General features: G+C 49.8%; 21 protein-coding genes. 15 read left to right on the top strand and 6 right to left on the bottom strand.

Features of this window, described 5'->3' with window-relative positions; translation table 11 throughout:
- Positions 1-13: 13 nt before the first annotated feature.
- Entirely contained in the window at positions 14-289 is a 276-nt protein-coding gene (locus tag OGV75_RS13140) for a PTS sugar transporter subunit IIB (RefSeq protein WP_016152439.1), read from the bottom strand.
- Between the two features lie 121 nt (positions 290-410).
- Between OGV75_RS13140 and OGV75_RS13145 the strand changes: the two genes are divergently transcribed.
- Entirely contained in the window at positions 411-1,259 is an 849-nt protein-coding gene (locus tag OGV75_RS13145; RefSeq protein WP_047359385.1) for a MurR/RpiR family transcriptional regulator, read from the top strand.
- A gap of 61 nt (positions 1,260-1,320) precedes the next feature.
- Here OGV75_RS13145 and pflA read toward each other — a convergent pair whose 3' ends face one another.
- From pflA to OGV75_RS13160, 3 genes are all read right to left on the bottom strand, one after another.
- Positions 1,321-2,118 carry a pyruvate formate lyase 1-activating protein gene (pflA, locus tag OGV75_RS13150; protein WP_044701640.1) on the bottom strand — a complete coding sequence of 266 codons (798 nt, stop codon included), beginning with the start codon at positions 2,116-2,118 and terminating at the stop codon, positions 1,321-1,323.
- Positions 2,119-2,149: 31 nt separating this feature from the next.
- Positions 2,150-3,145 carry a phage integrase gene (locus OGV75_RS13155; RefSeq protein ID WP_181539867.1) on the bottom strand — a complete coding sequence of 332 codons (996 nt, stop codon included), beginning with the start codon at positions 3,143-3,145 and terminating at the stop codon, positions 2,150-2,152.
- A gap of 142 nt (positions 3,146-3,287) precedes the next feature.
- On the bottom strand, positions 3,288-3,587 hold the full coding sequence (locus OGV75_RS13160) for a helix-turn-helix transcriptional regulator (RefSeq protein ID WP_181539866.1): 300 nt from the start codon (positions 3,585-3,587) through the stop codon (positions 3,288-3,290).
- A 93-nt stretch (positions 3,588-3,680) separates the two neighbouring features.
- Here OGV75_RS13160 and OGV75_RS13165 point away from each other — a divergent pair, with 93 nt between their 5' ends.
- The 11 genes from OGV75_RS13165 (at position 3,681) to OGV75_RS13215 (ending at position 10,372) form a co-directional block, all read left to right on the top strand.
- Positions 3,681-4,055 carry a Cox family DNA-binding protein gene (locus OGV75_RS13165; protein WP_286480759.1) on the top strand — a complete coding sequence of 125 codons (375 nt, stop codon included), beginning with the start codon at positions 3,681-3,683 and terminating at the stop codon, positions 4,053-4,055.
- Between the two features lie 11 nt (positions 4,056-4,066).
- Positions 4,067-4,243 (top strand): hypothetical protein, encoded by a 177-nt coding sequence (locus tag OGV75_RS13170; RefSeq protein WP_286480760.1) that lies wholly within the window; start codon positions 4,067-4,069, stop codon positions 4,241-4,243.
- On the top strand, positions 4,234-4,734 hold the full coding sequence (gene repB, locus OGV75_RS13175; protein WP_279653635.1) for a phage replication protein B: 501 nt from the start codon (positions 4,234-4,236) through the stop codon (positions 4,732-4,734). Before OGV75_RS13170 ends, repB begins: the two co-directional genes overlap by 10 nt.
- 63 nt (positions 4,735-4,797) lie before the next feature.
- Positions 4,798-5,022, top strand: coding sequence for a DUF2732 family protein (locus tag OGV75_RS13180; protein WP_286480761.1), 225 nt, complete (start codon positions 4,798-4,800; stop codon positions 5,020-5,022).
- Positions 5,022-5,321, top strand: a complete 300-nt coding sequence (locus tag OGV75_RS13185; protein ID WP_286480762.1) for a DUF5405 family protein — start codon at positions 5,022-5,024, stop codon at positions 5,319-5,321. Before OGV75_RS13180 ends, OGV75_RS13185 begins: the two co-directional genes overlap by 1 nt.
- Positions 5,321-5,602 (top strand): DUF5405 family protein, encoded by a 282-nt coding sequence (locus OGV75_RS13190; RefSeq protein WP_286480763.1) that lies wholly within the window; start codon positions 5,321-5,323, stop codon positions 5,600-5,602. Before OGV75_RS13185 ends, OGV75_RS13190 begins: the two co-directional genes overlap by 1 nt.
- Before the next feature lie 194 nt (positions 5,603-5,796).
- Positions 5,797-6,429: a DNA cytosine methyltransferase gene (locus OGV75_RS23545; protein ID WP_353622581.1), complete on the top strand. Its 633-nt coding sequence runs from the start codon at positions 5,797-5,799 to the stop codon at positions 6,427-6,429.
- Positions 6,426-8,699 (top strand): replication endonuclease, encoded by a 2,274-nt coding sequence (locus OGV75_RS13200; RefSeq protein ID WP_286480764.1) that lies wholly within the window; start codon positions 6,426-6,428, stop codon positions 8,697-8,699. Before OGV75_RS23545 ends, OGV75_RS13200 begins: the two co-directional genes overlap by 4 nt.
- Positions 8,700-8,828: 129 nt before the next feature.
- On the top strand, positions 8,829-9,017 hold the full coding sequence (locus OGV75_RS13205) for a DUF2158 domain-containing protein (RefSeq protein WP_286480765.1): 189 nt from the start codon (positions 8,829-8,831) through the stop codon (positions 9,015-9,017).
- A gap of 41 nt (positions 9,018-9,058) precedes the next feature.
- Positions 9,059-9,742 (top strand): hypothetical protein, encoded by a 684-nt coding sequence (locus tag OGV75_RS13210; RefSeq protein ID WP_286480766.1) that lies wholly within the window; start codon positions 9,059-9,061, stop codon positions 9,740-9,742.
- A gap of 405 nt (positions 9,743-10,147) precedes the next feature.
- Positions 10,148-10,372 carry a DUF2188 domain-containing protein gene (locus tag OGV75_RS13215; protein ID WP_279653628.1) on the top strand — a complete coding sequence of 75 codons (225 nt, stop codon included), beginning with the start codon at positions 10,148-10,150 and terminating at the stop codon, positions 10,370-10,372.
- 35 nt (positions 10,373-10,407) lie between these two features.
- Here the strand turns inward: OGV75_RS13215 and OGV75_RS13220 are convergent, their stop codons facing one another.
- Positions 10,408-11,421: a phage portal protein gene (locus tag OGV75_RS13220; RefSeq protein WP_286480767.1), complete on the bottom strand. Its 1,014-nt coding sequence runs from the start codon at positions 11,419-11,421 to the stop codon at positions 10,408-10,410.
- A 1-nt stretch (position 11,422) separates the two neighbouring features.
- A complete protein-coding gene (locus OGV75_RS13225; protein WP_286480769.1) occupies positions 11,423-13,192 on the bottom strand; it encodes a terminase ATPase subunit family protein in 1,770 nt (589 codons plus the stop codon).
- 166 nt (positions 13,193-13,358) lie between these two features.
- Here OGV75_RS13225 and OGV75_RS13230 point away from each other — a divergent pair, with 166 nt between their 5' ends.
- The 3 genes from OGV75_RS13230 to OGV75_RS13240 all read left to right on the top strand — a co-directional run bounded on the left by OGV75_RS13230 (position 13,359) and on the right by OGV75_RS13240 (position 16,101).
- Positions 13,359-14,213: a GPO family capsid scaffolding protein gene (locus OGV75_RS13230; protein ID WP_286480770.1), complete on the top strand. Its 855-nt coding sequence runs from the start codon at positions 13,359-13,361 to the stop codon at positions 14,211-14,213.
- Between the two features lie 61 nt (positions 14,214-14,274).
- Positions 14,275-15,342, top strand: a complete 1,068-nt coding sequence (locus OGV75_RS13235; protein ID WP_286480771.1) for a phage major capsid protein, P2 family — start codon at positions 14,275-14,277, stop codon at positions 15,340-15,342.
- A 3-nt stretch (positions 15,343-15,345) separates the two neighbouring features.
- Positions 15,346-16,101: a phage terminase small subunit gene (locus OGV75_RS13240; protein ID WP_286480772.1), complete on the top strand. Its 756-nt coding sequence runs from the start codon at positions 15,346-15,348 to the stop codon at positions 16,099-16,101.
- Positions 16,102-16,172 lie beyond the last annotated feature (71 nt).

Below are 16,172 nucleotides of genomic sequence, written 5' to 3' on the forward strand. Positions count from 1 at the left end.
TCCCCCGGAGAGGTTAGTTGTTTTGAACAACGCTGGTGAGCGCAGATTCCATTTCTTCGCTGTTCATCAGATCGGTGATACCGATTGCTCTGAACCCGGCGGCTTCTACCTCATCGGTCAGGTCGCTCATGGTGATCACGAAGTCGATGTTTTGCCAGGTTCGTAGCCCTGACAGGACATCGTGTTCAAGATCGATATCCCAGCCATGTTTATCGATGACTTTTTGGGCTTTGATTTTCAGCATTAGCGAACTGCCCATACCGGTACGACAGACGATCAGACCTTTCATTAGACGTTCTCCTGTTTGTAAAAATAATTATTTTTAATTATCATTGGTGCGATAAAAATTATTATCGCAAAGCCGGGCAAAGTATGTGACAGCATTTGCATTTTGTGCAAAAAGGCGAAAAATGAGTCAGATAGATACTAATTTATTGATTAACATAAGAAATGGGGCTTCAGAGCTGAGTCCGATACTGGAAAAGGTAGGGCGTTTTATCACTGAAAATCCTGATTTTGTGATGCGGCATACGATAACCGAGCTGGCCGATTCTATTGATACCAGTGAGGGGAGCATCACTCGTTTTTGCCGTGCCTTTGGTTTTAAGGGGTTTTCTGATTTCAGAACGGCTCTTGCACTGGAGCAAGGAGCTGCACGGCCGAATGATGGAGGAAGTGAGGAGACGGCGGCGGTACTGGCAAGCGTTTGTGACAGCAATGCCATCATTGACAGCAAAGAGTTGCAGGCGGTTGCGACCTGGTTAAATCAGCTCAGTAATATTGCAATTTATGCGGTAGGTACTGCGGTGCCGGTGGCGTTATTCCTGCAAATCAATCTGGTGCAGATGGGGAAAATAGCCAGTTATATCGACCGATTTTATCCGGCGGCTATCTCTCCGTTGGCGGACAGCCAAAAAACAGGGATTATTGTTATTCATACAGAACAAATCTCTACCGATATGATGCAGTCGCTGACGCTAGCGAAGGAACAAGGCATAAAAATTCTCTCGTTAACTCGCGGATCGTTTGCTCCATTAAATCGGCTTTCTGACTGGAATTTGCAGGCGGCGGTTGCATTACAGGGGGAAGGTGAGTCTGGTTTTGCTGAAATTGCTGGTGCGATGATGGTGGCGGATCGCATACTCAGTGCTCTGGAAGAGCAGGATGAGCGTTACGTGCAGTGTCGTAAAGCACACCAGAAACGTATTTTCTCTATTGAAAGCGTGACCAATAAACTTTCAGAATATTTTATGTCGTAGGCATCGAACGTTGGCGTCGCGCTACTCAAGCAGAGCGCTGCGACGCCGTGGTCGTCATACCTTAGTACATTACTTTATGACCATACTGCTCAAGAATGCCTTTCACGCGCTCCATGGTCTCTTTCTTCGGTGGCTTAACACCGTCAAGTTTGTACTCTTCACCCATTGCCACCCATTTGTGTTTGCCCAGCTCATGGTATGGCAGCAGTTCGATTTTCTCTACGTTGCCCATATCGCGGGTAAACTCGCCCAGGCGGTGCGCGGAGTCGTCATCGTCAGACCAGCCAGGCACAACGACGTAGCGGATCCACACCTTGATGTCTTTATTGGACAGGTAACGTGCGAACTCAAGCGTACGATGGTTAGATACGCCCACCAGATTCTGATGGATTTCATCGTTCATCTGTTTGAGATCGAGCATCACCAGGTCGGTGACTTCCAGCAATTCATCGATCACCGGATCGTAGCGGCGAACAAAACCGTTGGTATCCAGACAGGTATGAATACCTTCTTTTTTACAGGCACGAAACCAGTCGCGTACAAATTCAGCTTGCAGGATAGCTTCGCCACCGGACGCTGTCACACCGCCACCGGAGGCGTTCATAAAGTGGCGATAGGTCACGACCTCTTTCATTAACTCGTCGACGGTGACTTCTTTGCCGCCGTGCGTATCCCATGTGTCACGGTTATGACAATACAGGCAGCGCATCAGGCAGCCCTGGAAGAAGGTAATAAAACGGATGCCCGGGCCATCAACAGTGCCACAGGATTCAAAGGAGTGAATGCGACCAATAACTGACTTGGTAGCCCCCGATGCAGCGGGGTTTTCTGTTGTATTACAGTGATTTAAATTACTCATATCGCTCTAATTCGCTCTAAGTAGCTCTGGTTTATGGACGCATTATGGACATTCCAGACACCGGATTTAGAGTCACTGCATCTTGCAGGAAATCCGGCGCGAAATGTGCGTAGGTCATAGTTTGCTGTATGTTTGAATGACCTAATATGCGCTGCAATGTGATTATGTTACCTCCATTCATTATAAAATGTGTGGCAAATGTGTGCCTCAAAACATGTACGGCCTGTCCATCTGGTAAATCGGGTTTAACCTCTTTTAAGGCGGTGCGTACTTTGTAGTAACTGGCGTTAAAGAGCCTGCCTGAGTTTTTCTTCTTGATTCGCTTTATTAGGTCAAGCGAAAGGGGGATTGTCCTGCGCTTCCCGTTTTTGGTTTTCATGAATGTAACCATCTGATTTATGATGTGCTCGGCTTTTAAGTCAGAAACCTCACCCCACCTGCCGCCGGTTGACAAACAAACTAGAACGGCGTTGCGCTCGTCGCCATCAAGGCGGGCTAACAGAGCTTCAATTTCCTCACCTGACAAAAAAGCCATTTCGAAAGAAGCCTCTTTCAACCGCTTGATATCCCTGAACGGATTAGGGCAGTTGTATTCCTCTGCATCAATCAGTTTTGTGAATACGCCGCTCATCATTGCCATATGTCGGTTTACACTGGCTGGTTTCAACCCCTCATTCATCATCAACACCCGGTAATCGGTTATCGATTTTTTGGTTAGTTGATCAGCTCTGGTTATACCCATTTCCTCAAACTTTGCGGCTATTGTTGTAAGTCGACCCCTTTCGATATCCCCGCGGGGGTGCATCTTGCCGTGATATATCCACCAACGTTCTAAAAGTTCGGTAATTCTTCTTCGGTCTGCTGGTTTTTCAATCCACTCTTTATTGTGAAAGTTAACCAGTACATGGCGTTCAAAGGCTTGCGCCTCGCCCTTTGTGTTAAATTTGCGCCGGATGCGTTTTCCGTCTGCACCCTGCGGCCTTACGTCCACTTCATATCGACCGTCATCGAGTTTCTTAATGCTCATAAGATTCTCCATGCGGTGTATAAATTCTTCTTTTGTGCCTTTGACGCTATTTTTTGCGGTTTGAATCTCCTGTGGTTACGTTGCTCGCCGTATTTGTTAACAAGTAAACAAACTTTGTAATAAACATGCGCACGGTGAATGGTTAACCAGTCTTTTGGTCTGAGTGCTGCGAGGTTGTTAAATCTTGCCCAGAGTGTGCGAGCGCCGGAGCTATCTGTCCGGCTTCGGGGTCAGTCTCATCAAACATGAACCAATCGCGGTACTTACGAAATCGAGGGTGTTTAAAGAGTTTCATACCTGCGTCCATCGGCATTTTGGATTTTCCAGACTCGTAGCCGTGATAGGTGTAGTAATTTATTCCAATTAATTCAGCAAGTTCCTTTGTTTTTAAACGTTCAGATTCACGGATGAGTTTTAACTTCTCGCTTTGTTCACTTGACATAATTTTGCTAATCTCCAATTATATGTGCAGTTAAACATTGGCAATTCACTTTAAGTGGCTCTAAGTAGCTCCAGTTGGTGAAATGCAAATCTTATGGAGGATAGCAAATTGTCAACAGATGTAGAAATTTCTGGTGTTGCGGTTGATGGAGGAAGCGCAGAAAGCTCTGTTAAGAAGAAGGAGGTCCGTATTTCTGAACATCCATCTGACTTACTTTCTAAAGAGGGGTTTGCGCTTTATATCGGCAAAAGTCCTCGAGCAGTGGCTGAAATGGCTAAGTCCGGCAAATTGCCTGCTTTTTACATGACGGATCCTTTAAAACCGGGTGGTCAAGCGGAGTTATGGGTAAACCGCCGCGAGTGGGATAAATACGCTGCACAGTTGGTGCAGGACGCTCCGACCGAGTGGCATGACTGGAAAAACCGTATTAGCTACAGCAAGTCGGCTCATGGTCGCGCGGTTGCTTAGGGGAAAAGCTCATGAATGAACCTCGTTGCATTGCTCAGTTACTGCGTAGCGAAAGCCCACGCCCGATGACGTTCAAGATTACCCATGGTAAGGGACGTAAAGGCATCATCATCCGCACCCGTAAGCCGGGATTTTTTACCATGGCTAAACACTTCATAAAATCCAGAGGGTTAACGTTATGGCGGTAATGACTCTTGCTTTAGTTCAAAAACAGCCACAATCCCTGCGCCACGTCATCGGAAAACATCTGGCGGAACCGCGCTGGCATGATAGCTGCGATTTCTATAATCAAATGATGGAACGTGACCGCCTGACGGTCTGTTTTCATGCTCAGTTAAAACAACGTCATGCAATGATGCGTCTCGAAGAAATGAATGATGTAGACCGTGAGCGTCTGGTGTGTGCTATCGATGAATTGCGTACAGCTTTTTCTAAACGTCGTCAGGTTGGCGCAAGTGAGTCTGCATATATTAGTTTTCTAACAGTAGGTCAGCGACGTTCTTTATTTTTACATGCAGGGTTAAGTGAGGTTGAATTTAATCAGCCTTACTGGCGAATTAATGAAGAATCATGTTATTGGCGTGAGAGGTTATTTCGTGCATTGCGTGAGTTATTTAGCCTGTTTGAGTATGCGCCGACGATATTAACATCGGTAAAGCCTGAGCAATATTTGCATTAATTAAATAATACGAATTTTAAACGCACTTGATTGTGCGGGACTTCTTTTTGTCAGGAGAAAGTCATGCTTACAGGAACGGAAAAGCAAAGCGGTAATTTTTCTTTATTGCTTCAGCAGGCCAGAGCAGAAGCGCAGGCCGACGCGGCGACTATATTCTCATCTCATCTGGATAAACTGATTCAACATATCGTTACGCAGGAGTTGGGGCGTGTTGAGATTGTCGAGTTACTCAGCCAGGAATCAACGGTACTTCATAACGCAGGTCTCGCCCGTGGGGAGGCTGTTTAATGTCTTTGCTGAAATCTGTGATTATCAATGGCTGTTTAAAAGTTGCCGTTCTCAAAAATGGTGATTTATCTCTGTCTGACCTCAAAAGTGATAAAGAATCTGGCGTGATGGTTGGGTCAGTTATCGCTATTTATTCGAATGAGTTAAATCTGTTTTCTGATGTTGTCGACCTGCTCGCCAAACGTGCTATTTATCACAAGAGAATAACCACGGCGGATGAGTTAATAAAATTCATGGCTGAACAATCTACATATTGCGCGTGTGAGCTAAAAAAATTAAATCGGAAAGGTGGTAAATAATGTCAATTTATATTGAGGTGGGCGACCGTTTCGTCGTCACTAGTGACCAGTTTCAATTTATTTTGCAGGAAAAGAAAACCGCAAAATCAGGAAAGAGCGCCGGTAAAGAGTGGCTCGGTGTTATTGGTTATTATCCAACAATTTCCAAGCTCGCATCTGGTCTGTTAGTACACGGCATCCTGACAGGTGACGCGCGCTGCTTTGCAGATTTAAACGTGCAAGTTGAGCAATTGGGTCAGCAGTGTCTTGATGCTTTCATGGCTGGCGGTGCAAACCAGTGACAGCTTATTACAACGAATATGATCATTTTGCTGTGCAATGGCTTCGCAATCTTATCGATGCGGGGTTAATTGCGCATGGAATCGTTGATGACAGGAGTATTACCGATGTTACCCCATCAGACCTTAAAGGATTTAAGCAGTGCCATTTCTTCGCCGGAATCGGCGGATGGTCATACGCTTTGCGCCTCGCTGGTGTGCCAGACACTTTCCATTGCTGGACCGGAAGCCCACCTTGTCAGCCATTCAGCACAGCCGGAAAACAACTCGCTCAAAACGACCCCCGACACCTCGCGCCGACTTTCGCCCGGCTCATCATTGAGTGTCGTCCTCCAGTCTTGTTTGGAGAGCAAGTTAGAGCGGCAATTAACAAATTCTGGCTCGATGATTTATTCGTTGAGCTGGAAAAAGAAAACTACGCCTGCGCAGCGGCAGTTTTGCCTGCTGCAATCGACGGCGCGTACCACAAAAGAGAGCGAATTTGCTTCGGTGCGACCGTGGGCGACTGTTACAGCGCGAGCTGGCAAGGATACGGGGAATCTGAGCAAGTCTTTTTACAGAAAGGATGGAAGGATGAGAAACGACACTCTTTATCGCCAGATGTGGCTTCACACTTTTGGTCTGAATGGAGACCCGACGAGGGAGCAGATGGTCAAGTTAGAATGCTACCTGCCGGTTATGGCGAGACTCTTGATGGGTTATCCGCAAGGGTGGAGCGACTGCGCGGTTTTGGTAACGCAATAGTCCCGCAAGCTGCAGCTAAATTTGTAGAAGCGTTTCTTGATGCTGCCTCAGATTGTTGTTTAGTTAATTCGGGTTGCGAGTCATGACGATTATGACTCGTGGCCGCGTAGCTCCTTCACCACCTCCGCCACTACCAAAAAGCACCGGTGATAATTTCGTCGGTGCTTATCCGTGGAATAAATCCCGCGAGGCAGTTGGCCGCGACAGACCCCTTACACGTGCCGAACTCCGTCAGGTGCAAGGTGTTTTAAACCGGATTGATCGCCTGCCGTTTTTCCTGCAAACGCTGTTTACCTCGCGTTATAACTTCATTCGCCGCACAAAGAGCCCTTTGGGTGGGCTGTATTTCCTCAAAAACACGTTTGAGCGCAAGCTGCTGCCGCGTCTTGAGCGTGTTAATGAGCTGTGCGGGATGAATGAATCCGCCTCGATTGGTTTTTTGTCCGAGCGTGACCAGTATGCGCGCCTGCCGGATATGAATGACAAAGAGCTTAAGAAATTTGCGGCCAGAATTGCTTCTCAACTCTGGAGCAAATACGAAGAGTTAAGCGACGCATGGGAGGAGGCGCACGGCGGGAAAGAAACTTTATTCACCGATGAGGCGCAGGCGCATTTATACGGTCAGGTGGCCGGTATTGCTCGCGCTTTTAACTTCACCCCGATGTACTGGAAAAAATACCGTAAGGGTCAGATGACGATCCGCATGGCATTTTCTGCTATTTCCCGTCTGATAAAAGATGAGTGGTGGGTCAGTCAGCTCAAGGCGCAGCGGATGCGCTGGCGCGAGGCGCTGCTTATTGCGGCCGGTGAGGTCAACAAAGACCGCTCACCTTACGCAAGCAAAATGGCGATCCGCGATGTGCACGCGCGCCGCCTGGCTAATCTCGAATACCTGAAATCCTGCGAGCTGGAAAACAAAGTCACCGGCGAACGTATCGACCTCATCAGTAAGGTCATGGGGAGTATTTCTAACCCTGAAATACGGCGTATGGAACTGATGAACACTATCGCTGGGATTGAACGCTACGCGGCCAGCGTTGGTGACGTGGGGATGTTTATCACGCTGACCACGCCATCGAAGTATCACCCGACCCGACAGGTCGGCAAAGGTGAAAACAAAACTGTGCAGCTCAATCATGGCTGGAATGAAACCGCATTTACCCCCAAAGACGGCCAGCGCTATCTATGCCGAATCTGGAGCCTGATACGTACCGCTTTCAAAGATAACGATTTAGAGGTTTACGGGATGCGTGTTGTCGAACCGCACCACGACGGGACGCCACACTGGCACATGATGCTGTTTTGCAAACCCGGTCAGCGTAAAGCTATTAACGAAATTATGCGTCGTTATGCCCTCAAAGAGGATGGGCACGAAAAGGGCGCGGCGAAACAGCGCTTTGAGTCTCGTCATATTAATCAGGGCGGTGCGGCGGGTTATATCGCTAAATACATTGCCAAAAATATCGACGGCTACGCACTCGACGGCCAGCTCGACCACGACACCGGCAAGCCTCTGAAAGATACGGCTGCAGCCGTGACTGCATGGGCGTCTACATGGCGCATCCCGCAGTTTAAACCAATTGGCCTGCCGACAATGGGCGCTTACCGCGAACTGCGCAAGCTGCCGCGCGGCGTAAGTATCGCCAGTGAGTTTGACGACCGGGTCGAGGCTGTCCGGGCTGCTGCTGATGAAGGTGAATTTGACCTATATATCATCGCGCAGGGTGGGGCAAACATGCCGCGTGATGAACAGGCCGTCAGGGTCGCCCGTAAGGTGACTGATGAGGTCAACGAATATGAGGAAGATATCGAGAGAGTGGTCGGCATTTATGCCCCTCACCTCGGGGCGAGCCGCATACATGTAACCCGTACAGCCGAATGGCGCATTGTTCCAAAGATTTTGGCCGTTGAGCCTTTGACCTTAAAAAGCGGCTCTGCCGCGCCTCGGAGTCCTGTCAATAACTGTGGAAAGCTCACTGGCGGTGATACTCCAGTTATGACACCTACACCGTCTGAGCAAGCCGCAACGGTGTTAAATCTGATTGATAAAGGGGTTATTGGTTGGGATGAGCCAGATGTTATGAAGGTGCTTAACGGTGCGTTAAAAGCTGGCGCGCCTCAGAAAAACCGCCAACAAAGAAATGCAGCACCGCTTAAAACTGCTGAACAGGCTCCATCAGCCAGGCTAACCAAAGCTGAAAGGGATAAAATTCCGAAAATTCGTTTCGATTTGGCTCAGGAAGGGATTACCCCGGAACAGTGGGAACTCAGCGCGTTAGCCCGTGGAGCAACGGTAATTTATGGCGATAAGAAATTTAATTATGCGATCTGCGAGGAATGGCCTGGTTTTCAATGAAAAATCACCGCATCAATACATTTTAAAAGGTGTTTTGTAACTGTTTGTTTTTTATATTGTTTGTGCAGTGAATCTACATCAGTTTCGCTATGATATAATGGATTGTCTAAAAAACTTTGGAGAAGCAAAATGTTCAAACCTGCTGATGTTGTTCGCCTGAAAAGTGGTGGATTTAAAATGATGGTATCTGAGTCTACTGAGGTACATGCTAAATGTATTTGGCATGATAATCATGGCGTTTTGCATGAAGAATCATTCACATTTGATTTACTGGAAGTGGCGGTAAGTGAAAGTGGAATTCTACGCCGTTCGCGTTAAGTAAACCGAAATAGGAAATTAAGTTCACAAAGGTGATGGAAATGAAACAGTACAGCGAGTTAGAAATTAATGTTAAAAAATTTATTGTTGAATTTGAGAAAGGAATTTCCATTGATGATATACAACATAAGTTTCGAAAAGGTGACGGTCAGAACCATAAAATGGCAGATTATCTTATTGCGGATAATAAAATCATATTAGAGATGAAAAGTCTTTTTACTGACAGGGTCAGCAATGTTAATGAAAAATTGAATGAACTGGTTAAAACGGATGACTGGCTTGCAAAAAACTGGTATGGAACAGTTCATTTAGAGGATTTGATTACAAAACATCCGGATTCAGAGCGCTTTAGACACAATATAATGAATTTTGCTTACGAAAATATTAAAACAAAAGTAATTAAGACAGCAAATAAACAGATAAGTAAAACAAAGGAGGTTTTGGGTTTAAAAGATTCAATTGGTGGGGTTGTTTTGTTAAATGATAATGTGTTTTCGCATAATGCTGATTATTTGTCTGATGCGATACTTCATCTTTTAGCTACTCAAAAATACTCAAGTGTTGAATTTGTTGTTTATATATCAAAGTTAATTGATAAGCGAGTTGATTTTTTCCTTCTTATTAATGGTGAGTCCAAGAATCAAAACTATATAAATTGGTACATGAATAATGTTTTTCTAATGAAGTGGTCTTCTTTCAATCAATATGCTATTCAGTTTTCGTAGTGCGTGAAGGTGTTGAACCTTAGATAGGAAAGCAACAGGGTGTCAGTGGCCTCAATAACCACCCGTGTTGAGTGTTTTTATTGATACCTATACAACTGATATTGAAGGTTGTTCTAACAAAATTATCGCCTTTCTAGCGGCGCATGCATCAGTCGCATGAGTTTGCATTCATTTTTGAAGGGGATTTTTGACAGCCAGTGCCAGTGCCGATGCTTGTTGAGGCTGCTAATGCAACTGCATTAAAACCGACCCATAAAGCGGGCAGGCGAGGCGGGGATAGCATTGCGCGCTGAAGCGGAAAGCATGATTAATTTAGTACGAGATCATAATCACAACTATGCCGCTTCGCTTTGGATAAAATCTCATCGGCATACCTTGTGCCTAACTCACGGTTGGAGGTCTTTGATGGACAATTATCACATCACTAAAGACGGTGATAAGTGGAAATTGCAGAAAGAAGGGAACACGAAGCCAAGCAAAACGGCAGACACTAAAGCCGAAATGATCAAGCAAACTCAGGAGTTTATGTCTGATAAAAAGGCGTCTGTCAAAATTCACAAGGTAGACGGTAAGATCCAAGAGGAAAGGACTTATCAAAGGAAAGATGACCCTAAGTCCTCCAAAGGTTAGATTCAATTAAAGCCGCCATACTGGCGGCTTTAATATTAGTTATCCAGAATGTAATCTTTAAAACGGATTAGCTCCATCCCGAGCCAGTCGTTAATCTCTTTAAAGCGCTCCTGCAGTGGGTTCAGTTCGTTACGCACAAACACCCGCGCCACCTTCTCAATATCCCCCATTGAGCCAATATTTTCCGGCTTGCCGCCCATAAGCTGGAACGGTACGCGGTGTGCATCGAGCAGGTCAGCGGCGCTCACCTTTTTAATATTGAAAAAGTCATCTTTCGTGGCGACCTCACTCAGCGGCACTATCTTGATGCCATCCGGTTTCCCGTTGGGCGCGTAGAAAAACAGGTTTTTAAAATTCCCGAGTCCCTTTGAATCGCGCATTGCAGAGCGCAGCGACTCGACGTCGGTGCTGCTCTGTGCCGCGTCGGTGACATACATGATGTAACCCGCGTGCGCGCCATTCTGGTAATACTTGCGACGAAACAGGGTAGCGGATTCATTCAGCCAGGCCGAATTGAGTGCGCTCAGATATTCCGGCATGCCGTAAAGCTCCTGATTGATATCAGGCTCCAGCAGGTGAAACACCGAGCCGGGTGCGAACTGGTGCGGGTTGTTAAAGCTCGATATGTACCAGTAAACGCCATCCTCGACGCCACGACGGGTATATTTAGCGGGTGATGTTTCCAGTTTTAAAAGCTGGCCGGTAACGCTCATGCGTTTCTCAAGATAGCCGTTGGCAAAGACCAGATAATCCAGCACGAGGCGGCTGAAATCCTGACGCGACAGGAGCGGGTGCGGGATGTAGGTGCTCGTCAGAATATTTCGTTTCACGTAAATCGGCGAGCTGTGATGCACGGCGGCGCGCAGGCTTTTTGCCAGACCAGAGAAATTGACCGGCGGCTCGTACCATTTCCCGTTATTGATGCACTCGACATAATCGAGGATATCGCGGCGATCCAGAACGGCGGAGGGCTCGCCAAAGGTGAACGCCTCCATTTTTTGCGGTGCGCTGGCGGCCGTTGTGGCGGGTTTCTTCTGTTGTTTTTTCATGTCAGTTAATATCCAGAATTGACGTTGAATGCATGCCGCTACCGGCGGAAAGCGGCTCGTTTAACAGGGCGTGCATGGTTGCCCATGCGATATCCGCGTGGCTGGCCTCTTCGCTGCGGCTGGCTTCATAGGTGGAGCTGCGCCCGCTGTTGGTCATGGTTTTACGGATAGCCATAAATGACTGTGTGATGTCAGTTGCCCCGGCGTCGTATTCCAGACACCCGCGTCTGATGGTGTCTTTCGCTTTCAGTACCATCGCGGTTTTCATTTCCGGCGTGTAGCGAATGGCGCGCGCCGCCGGGAAGAACGAGCGCACGAGCTGGTAAACACCCTGGCCGATGCCGGTCGCATCGATGCCGATATACTCGACGCAGTATTTCTCGGTCAGCTCGCGGATAGCCTCGGCCTGTGTCGCAAAATCCATCCCTTTCCACTGGTGACGCTCAAGGATGCGGAACTTGCCACCGGCAACCAGTGGCGGAGCCAGTACCGCGCAACCTGCACTGTCGCCGGTGTGCGACGGGTCATAGCCAATCCACACCGGACGCCAGTTAAACGGACGGTCAGAAAACGGCTCAAAGTCCTCCCATTCTTCCATCGCATCGACCATGCAGCGCTGCAGTTCCTCGAACGGGAATACCGATGCCTTGTCGTCGACAAACTCACACATGAAGAGGTTGCGGAAATCGTCGGCGCTGTTTTCCTGTTTCAGCTGATCCAGATTAAACAGCGTGCATCCCCCGGCGAGCGCGTCCTCGATGGTGACAATCTGCCGCCACTGGCCATCCGGGCACAGCACGCCCCCGGCCAGCGCCTTATGACTGATATCGATGTCGACACGCTCGGCGGCGCTGCTGCGTCCCCGGTTGAACAGCTCACCTGACCAGAACGGATATGCGCCATGTGCCAGCGTCGAGGGGGTTGAAAAGTAGGTGGTGCGCAGGTGCGACTGTGACGCCATCCCCGAGGCAACTTTGCGCAGTTTCTGAAAGTTGGGGATCCAGAAAATTTCATCGACATACAGGTCGCCGTTATGACTCTGCGCCGTGTTGGAATTTGTCCCGAGAAAAATCAGCTCTGCGCCGTTGTTGCCGATGACAATCGGGTCGCCTGACAGGTCGACGTCGACCATGCGCGCAAAGGCGATGATGTACTTTCGGAACACGTAAGCCTGCGTCTTACTGGCCGACAGAAATATCTGGTTTTGCCCGGTTTTCAGGGCGCGAAGCAATGACTCGCGGGCAAAGTAAAACGTGGCGCCAATCTGGCGTGATTTGAGAATGTGGCGAATACGGTGCGCGATACCGGCCTTGTGCCAGTTGAGCTGATACTCAAAGGATTGATCGAAGAAAATCTCTTCGAGCTTTTCGATAGCCTCATCGCTGAAAAAATTACGTTTTGGCTTGCGGCGATCGCCTTTGTTGCGGCTGGCAATGTTGGGATTTAAATCTGCCTCGTTTCCGGTCTGGCCGTAGCGGCTGACGCGCGCGAGCCGTTCCATCTGGCGTGACAGAAAGTCAGCGACCTTGAAGTCATGCGGCGTGAGGTCAGGCTTTACATAAAGCTGAATCAGGCGCGCCTCAAGCGTGGATTCCACGCGGTTAAGCGGGGCGGTTTCCTCCCACCCGTCACGCTGTTTCCAGCTCTGCACGGTCGGGCGCTTGACCTGCAGCGTGTCGGCGATTTGTGGCACGGAAAACCCCTGCCAGAACAGCAGGCGTGCCTGTCGGCGCGGGTCGTGCAAAAGGGAGAGGTCAGTCGAAATGGTCATAGTTGCCTCGTGTCAGTGAATACGGGGCAAGGCTAAGGAAATAGCGGGGCATTATCGCTAACCCACTGTTGTGTCAGGGGGTACACGTCTGCAAGCGGTGGCTGATGCGGGGCGGAGTCGGGAAACTACACCCGAACCGAAAACCCAACATCAGGACACCTGAACAATGGCAAAGAAAGTTTCTAAATGGTTTCGCATCGGCGTCGAGGGTGACACCTGCGATGGTCGTGTCATCAACGGTGATGACATTCAGGATATGGCGGATACCTTTGACCCGCGCGTCTACGGTTGCCGTATTAACCTCGAACACATCAAAAGCCTCTGGCCTGACGGTCCGTTTAAACGCTACGGCGATGTGACCGAAGTGAAAGCGGAAATCATCAGTGATGACTCTGCGCTGAACGGCAAAAAGGCACTGTTTGCCAGGATTGCCCCGCTCGATGAACTGGTGAGCATGGTGCGTGCCGGTCAGAAGGTTTATACCTCCATGGAAATTCGCCCGAATTTCTCAAATACCGGTAAATGCTATCTGATTGGTCTCGCTGTGACCGATGACCCGGCAAGCCTCGGCACCGAATATCTCGAATTCTGCAGCCGTGCTGCGCAGAACCCGCTCGCCGGTAAAAAAGACCAGCCGGGCGATCTCTTCTCGGTGGCCTCCCTTGCTGAGCTGGAATTCGAGGATGTCCCCGACACCATGCTCAACAGCCTGACCGACAAGGTCAAATCGATTTTCAGCCGCAAACAGGTCAGTGATGACGCCCGTCTTGCTGATGTGCATGAAGCGGTGACCGCCGTCTCTGAGCAGGTACAGACCAACCTGACCGCCACCGAAACGCGCGTCACTGAGCTGGAAACCGCCTTTGCACAGCTAAAGCAGGACGTGACCAGCCAGACCACGCAGAGCGCGCAGGCGTTTAACGCCCTGAAAAGCTCCCTAGATAACACCGAAAGCTATCGCCAGCCGCGCCGCGAGAAATCGAAAGGCGGGACGGGTGACGAGCTGCTGACCAACTGCTGACAGACCTGCCGGGTGCGCATCACCCGGCCTGATGCCCCTTTTTAGAAAAACAGGAATAACAATGCGTAAAGATACCCGCTTTAAATTCAATGCTTACCTGTCCCGCGTGGCGGAGCTGAACGGCGTCGACACCGATGACGTGGCGAAAAAATTCACCGTTGAGCCGTCCGTGACGCAGACCCTGATGACCACTCTGCAGGCGTCATCCGCGTTTCTGACCAAAATCAATATCGTGCCGGTCGACGAGCTGAAAGGCGAAAAGGTCGGGGTTGGCGTCAATGGCACTATTGCGAGCACCACGGACACCGCCGCCGATGACGAGCGTAAGACCGCTGATTTCACTGCGCTCGAATCCAACAAATACGAATGCGCACAAATCAACTTTGACTTCCATATTCGTTACAAACAGCTCGACCTGTGGGCGCGTTTCCAGGACTTTCAGACCCGTATCCGTGACGCGATTATCAAGCGTCAGTCGCTCGATTTCATCATGGCAGGTTTCAATGGTATTACCCGTGCGGAGACCTCCAACCGCAAAACGAACCCGATGCTGCAGGATGTCGCGGTGGGCTGGCTGCAGAAATACCGCAATGAAGCTGCCGCGCGCGTGATGTCCAACGTCACCGATGATGACGGCAAGGTCATTTCCGATGTGATCCGCGTGGGTAAAAACGGTGACTATGAAAACCTCGATGCGCTGGTGATGGATGCGACCACCAACCTGATTGATGAGATTTATCAGGATGACCCGGAGCTCGTCGTTATTACTGGCCGTAAGCTGATGGCGGATAAATATTTCCCGCTCGTTAACAAGGCGCAGGAAAACAGCGAAACGCTGGCCGCTGACATCATCATCAGCCAGAAGCGTATCGGCAACCTGCCTGCTGTGCGCGTGCCGTATTTCCCGGCGAATGCCCTGATGGTGACTCGCCTCGATAACCTGTCGATTTACTTCATGGATGATGCACACCGCCGCGCCATCATCGAGGAGCCGAAAAAGGACCGTGTCGAAAACTACGAGTCGATGAATATTGACTATGTGGTCGAGGCTTACGCCGCCGGTTGCCTGATTGAAAACATCATTCTCGGTGACTTCACCTCACCTGCCGCACCGGAAATCGGGGAATAAGCCATGACGAGTCCCGCAGCGCGTCACATGATGCGGGTCTCGGCCTCTGAAACTGCGCGGCGGGCTGCTGCTCCGCTGCGCAATGCAACTGCCTATGAGCAGATGCTCGTCAAGCTGGCCGCAGACTGTCGCACGTTAAAACAAATCCGCTCCAATGAACGCAAGGCAGACAAAAAGCGTGAGCTGCTGCCGTTCTATCTGCCGTGGGTGTCGGGTGTCCTCAGCGCCGGAAAAGGGGCGCAGGATGACATTGTCATGACCGTCATGCTGTGGCGTCTCGATGCGGATGACATCGCCGGTGCGCTGGAGATTGCCCGCTATGCGATGACCTATGGCCTGACCATGCCGACCGGCGGCCACCGACGCACCACTCCGTATCTGCTGGCCGAAGAGGTCGCCCTTTCAGCGCAGCGCCTGCTCGATGCGAAACAGCCTGTCGGGCTGTCGCTCCTGCTCGATACCATCGCACTGACCGAACGGGCAGACATGCCGGATATCGTGCGCGCGAAGCTGCACAAAATTACCGGCTACGTGCTGCGTGAGGTTGGCCGTCTGACTGACGCGCTGGCGCACCTGCAGCGTGCGATCCAGTTAGAGCGAACTGTCGGTGTGAAAAAAGATATTGAACAGCTCGAGCGTGCGCTGAAACCCAAAGCAGAACCCGCACCAAAACAGAATAAACCGCGCACGCGCAAACCTGCAGCCAAACCGGCGGCACGGCGCGGGCGTCCCCCGAAAGCGGCAAAAGCTGCAGGTTAACAGAACGCTCCCCGAGCCGGGCGGCACGCCGGTCAATGCGGGTATTGATTGCCCTGACTGCGACCGGCGTC

Origin of the sequence: Citrobacter sp. Cb028 (assembly GCF_030336705.1) — a bacterium.
In the GTDB taxonomy this organism is placed as follows: Bacteria; Pseudomonadota; Gammaproteobacteria; order Enterobacterales; family Enterobacteriaceae; genus Citrobacter; species Citrobacter braakii.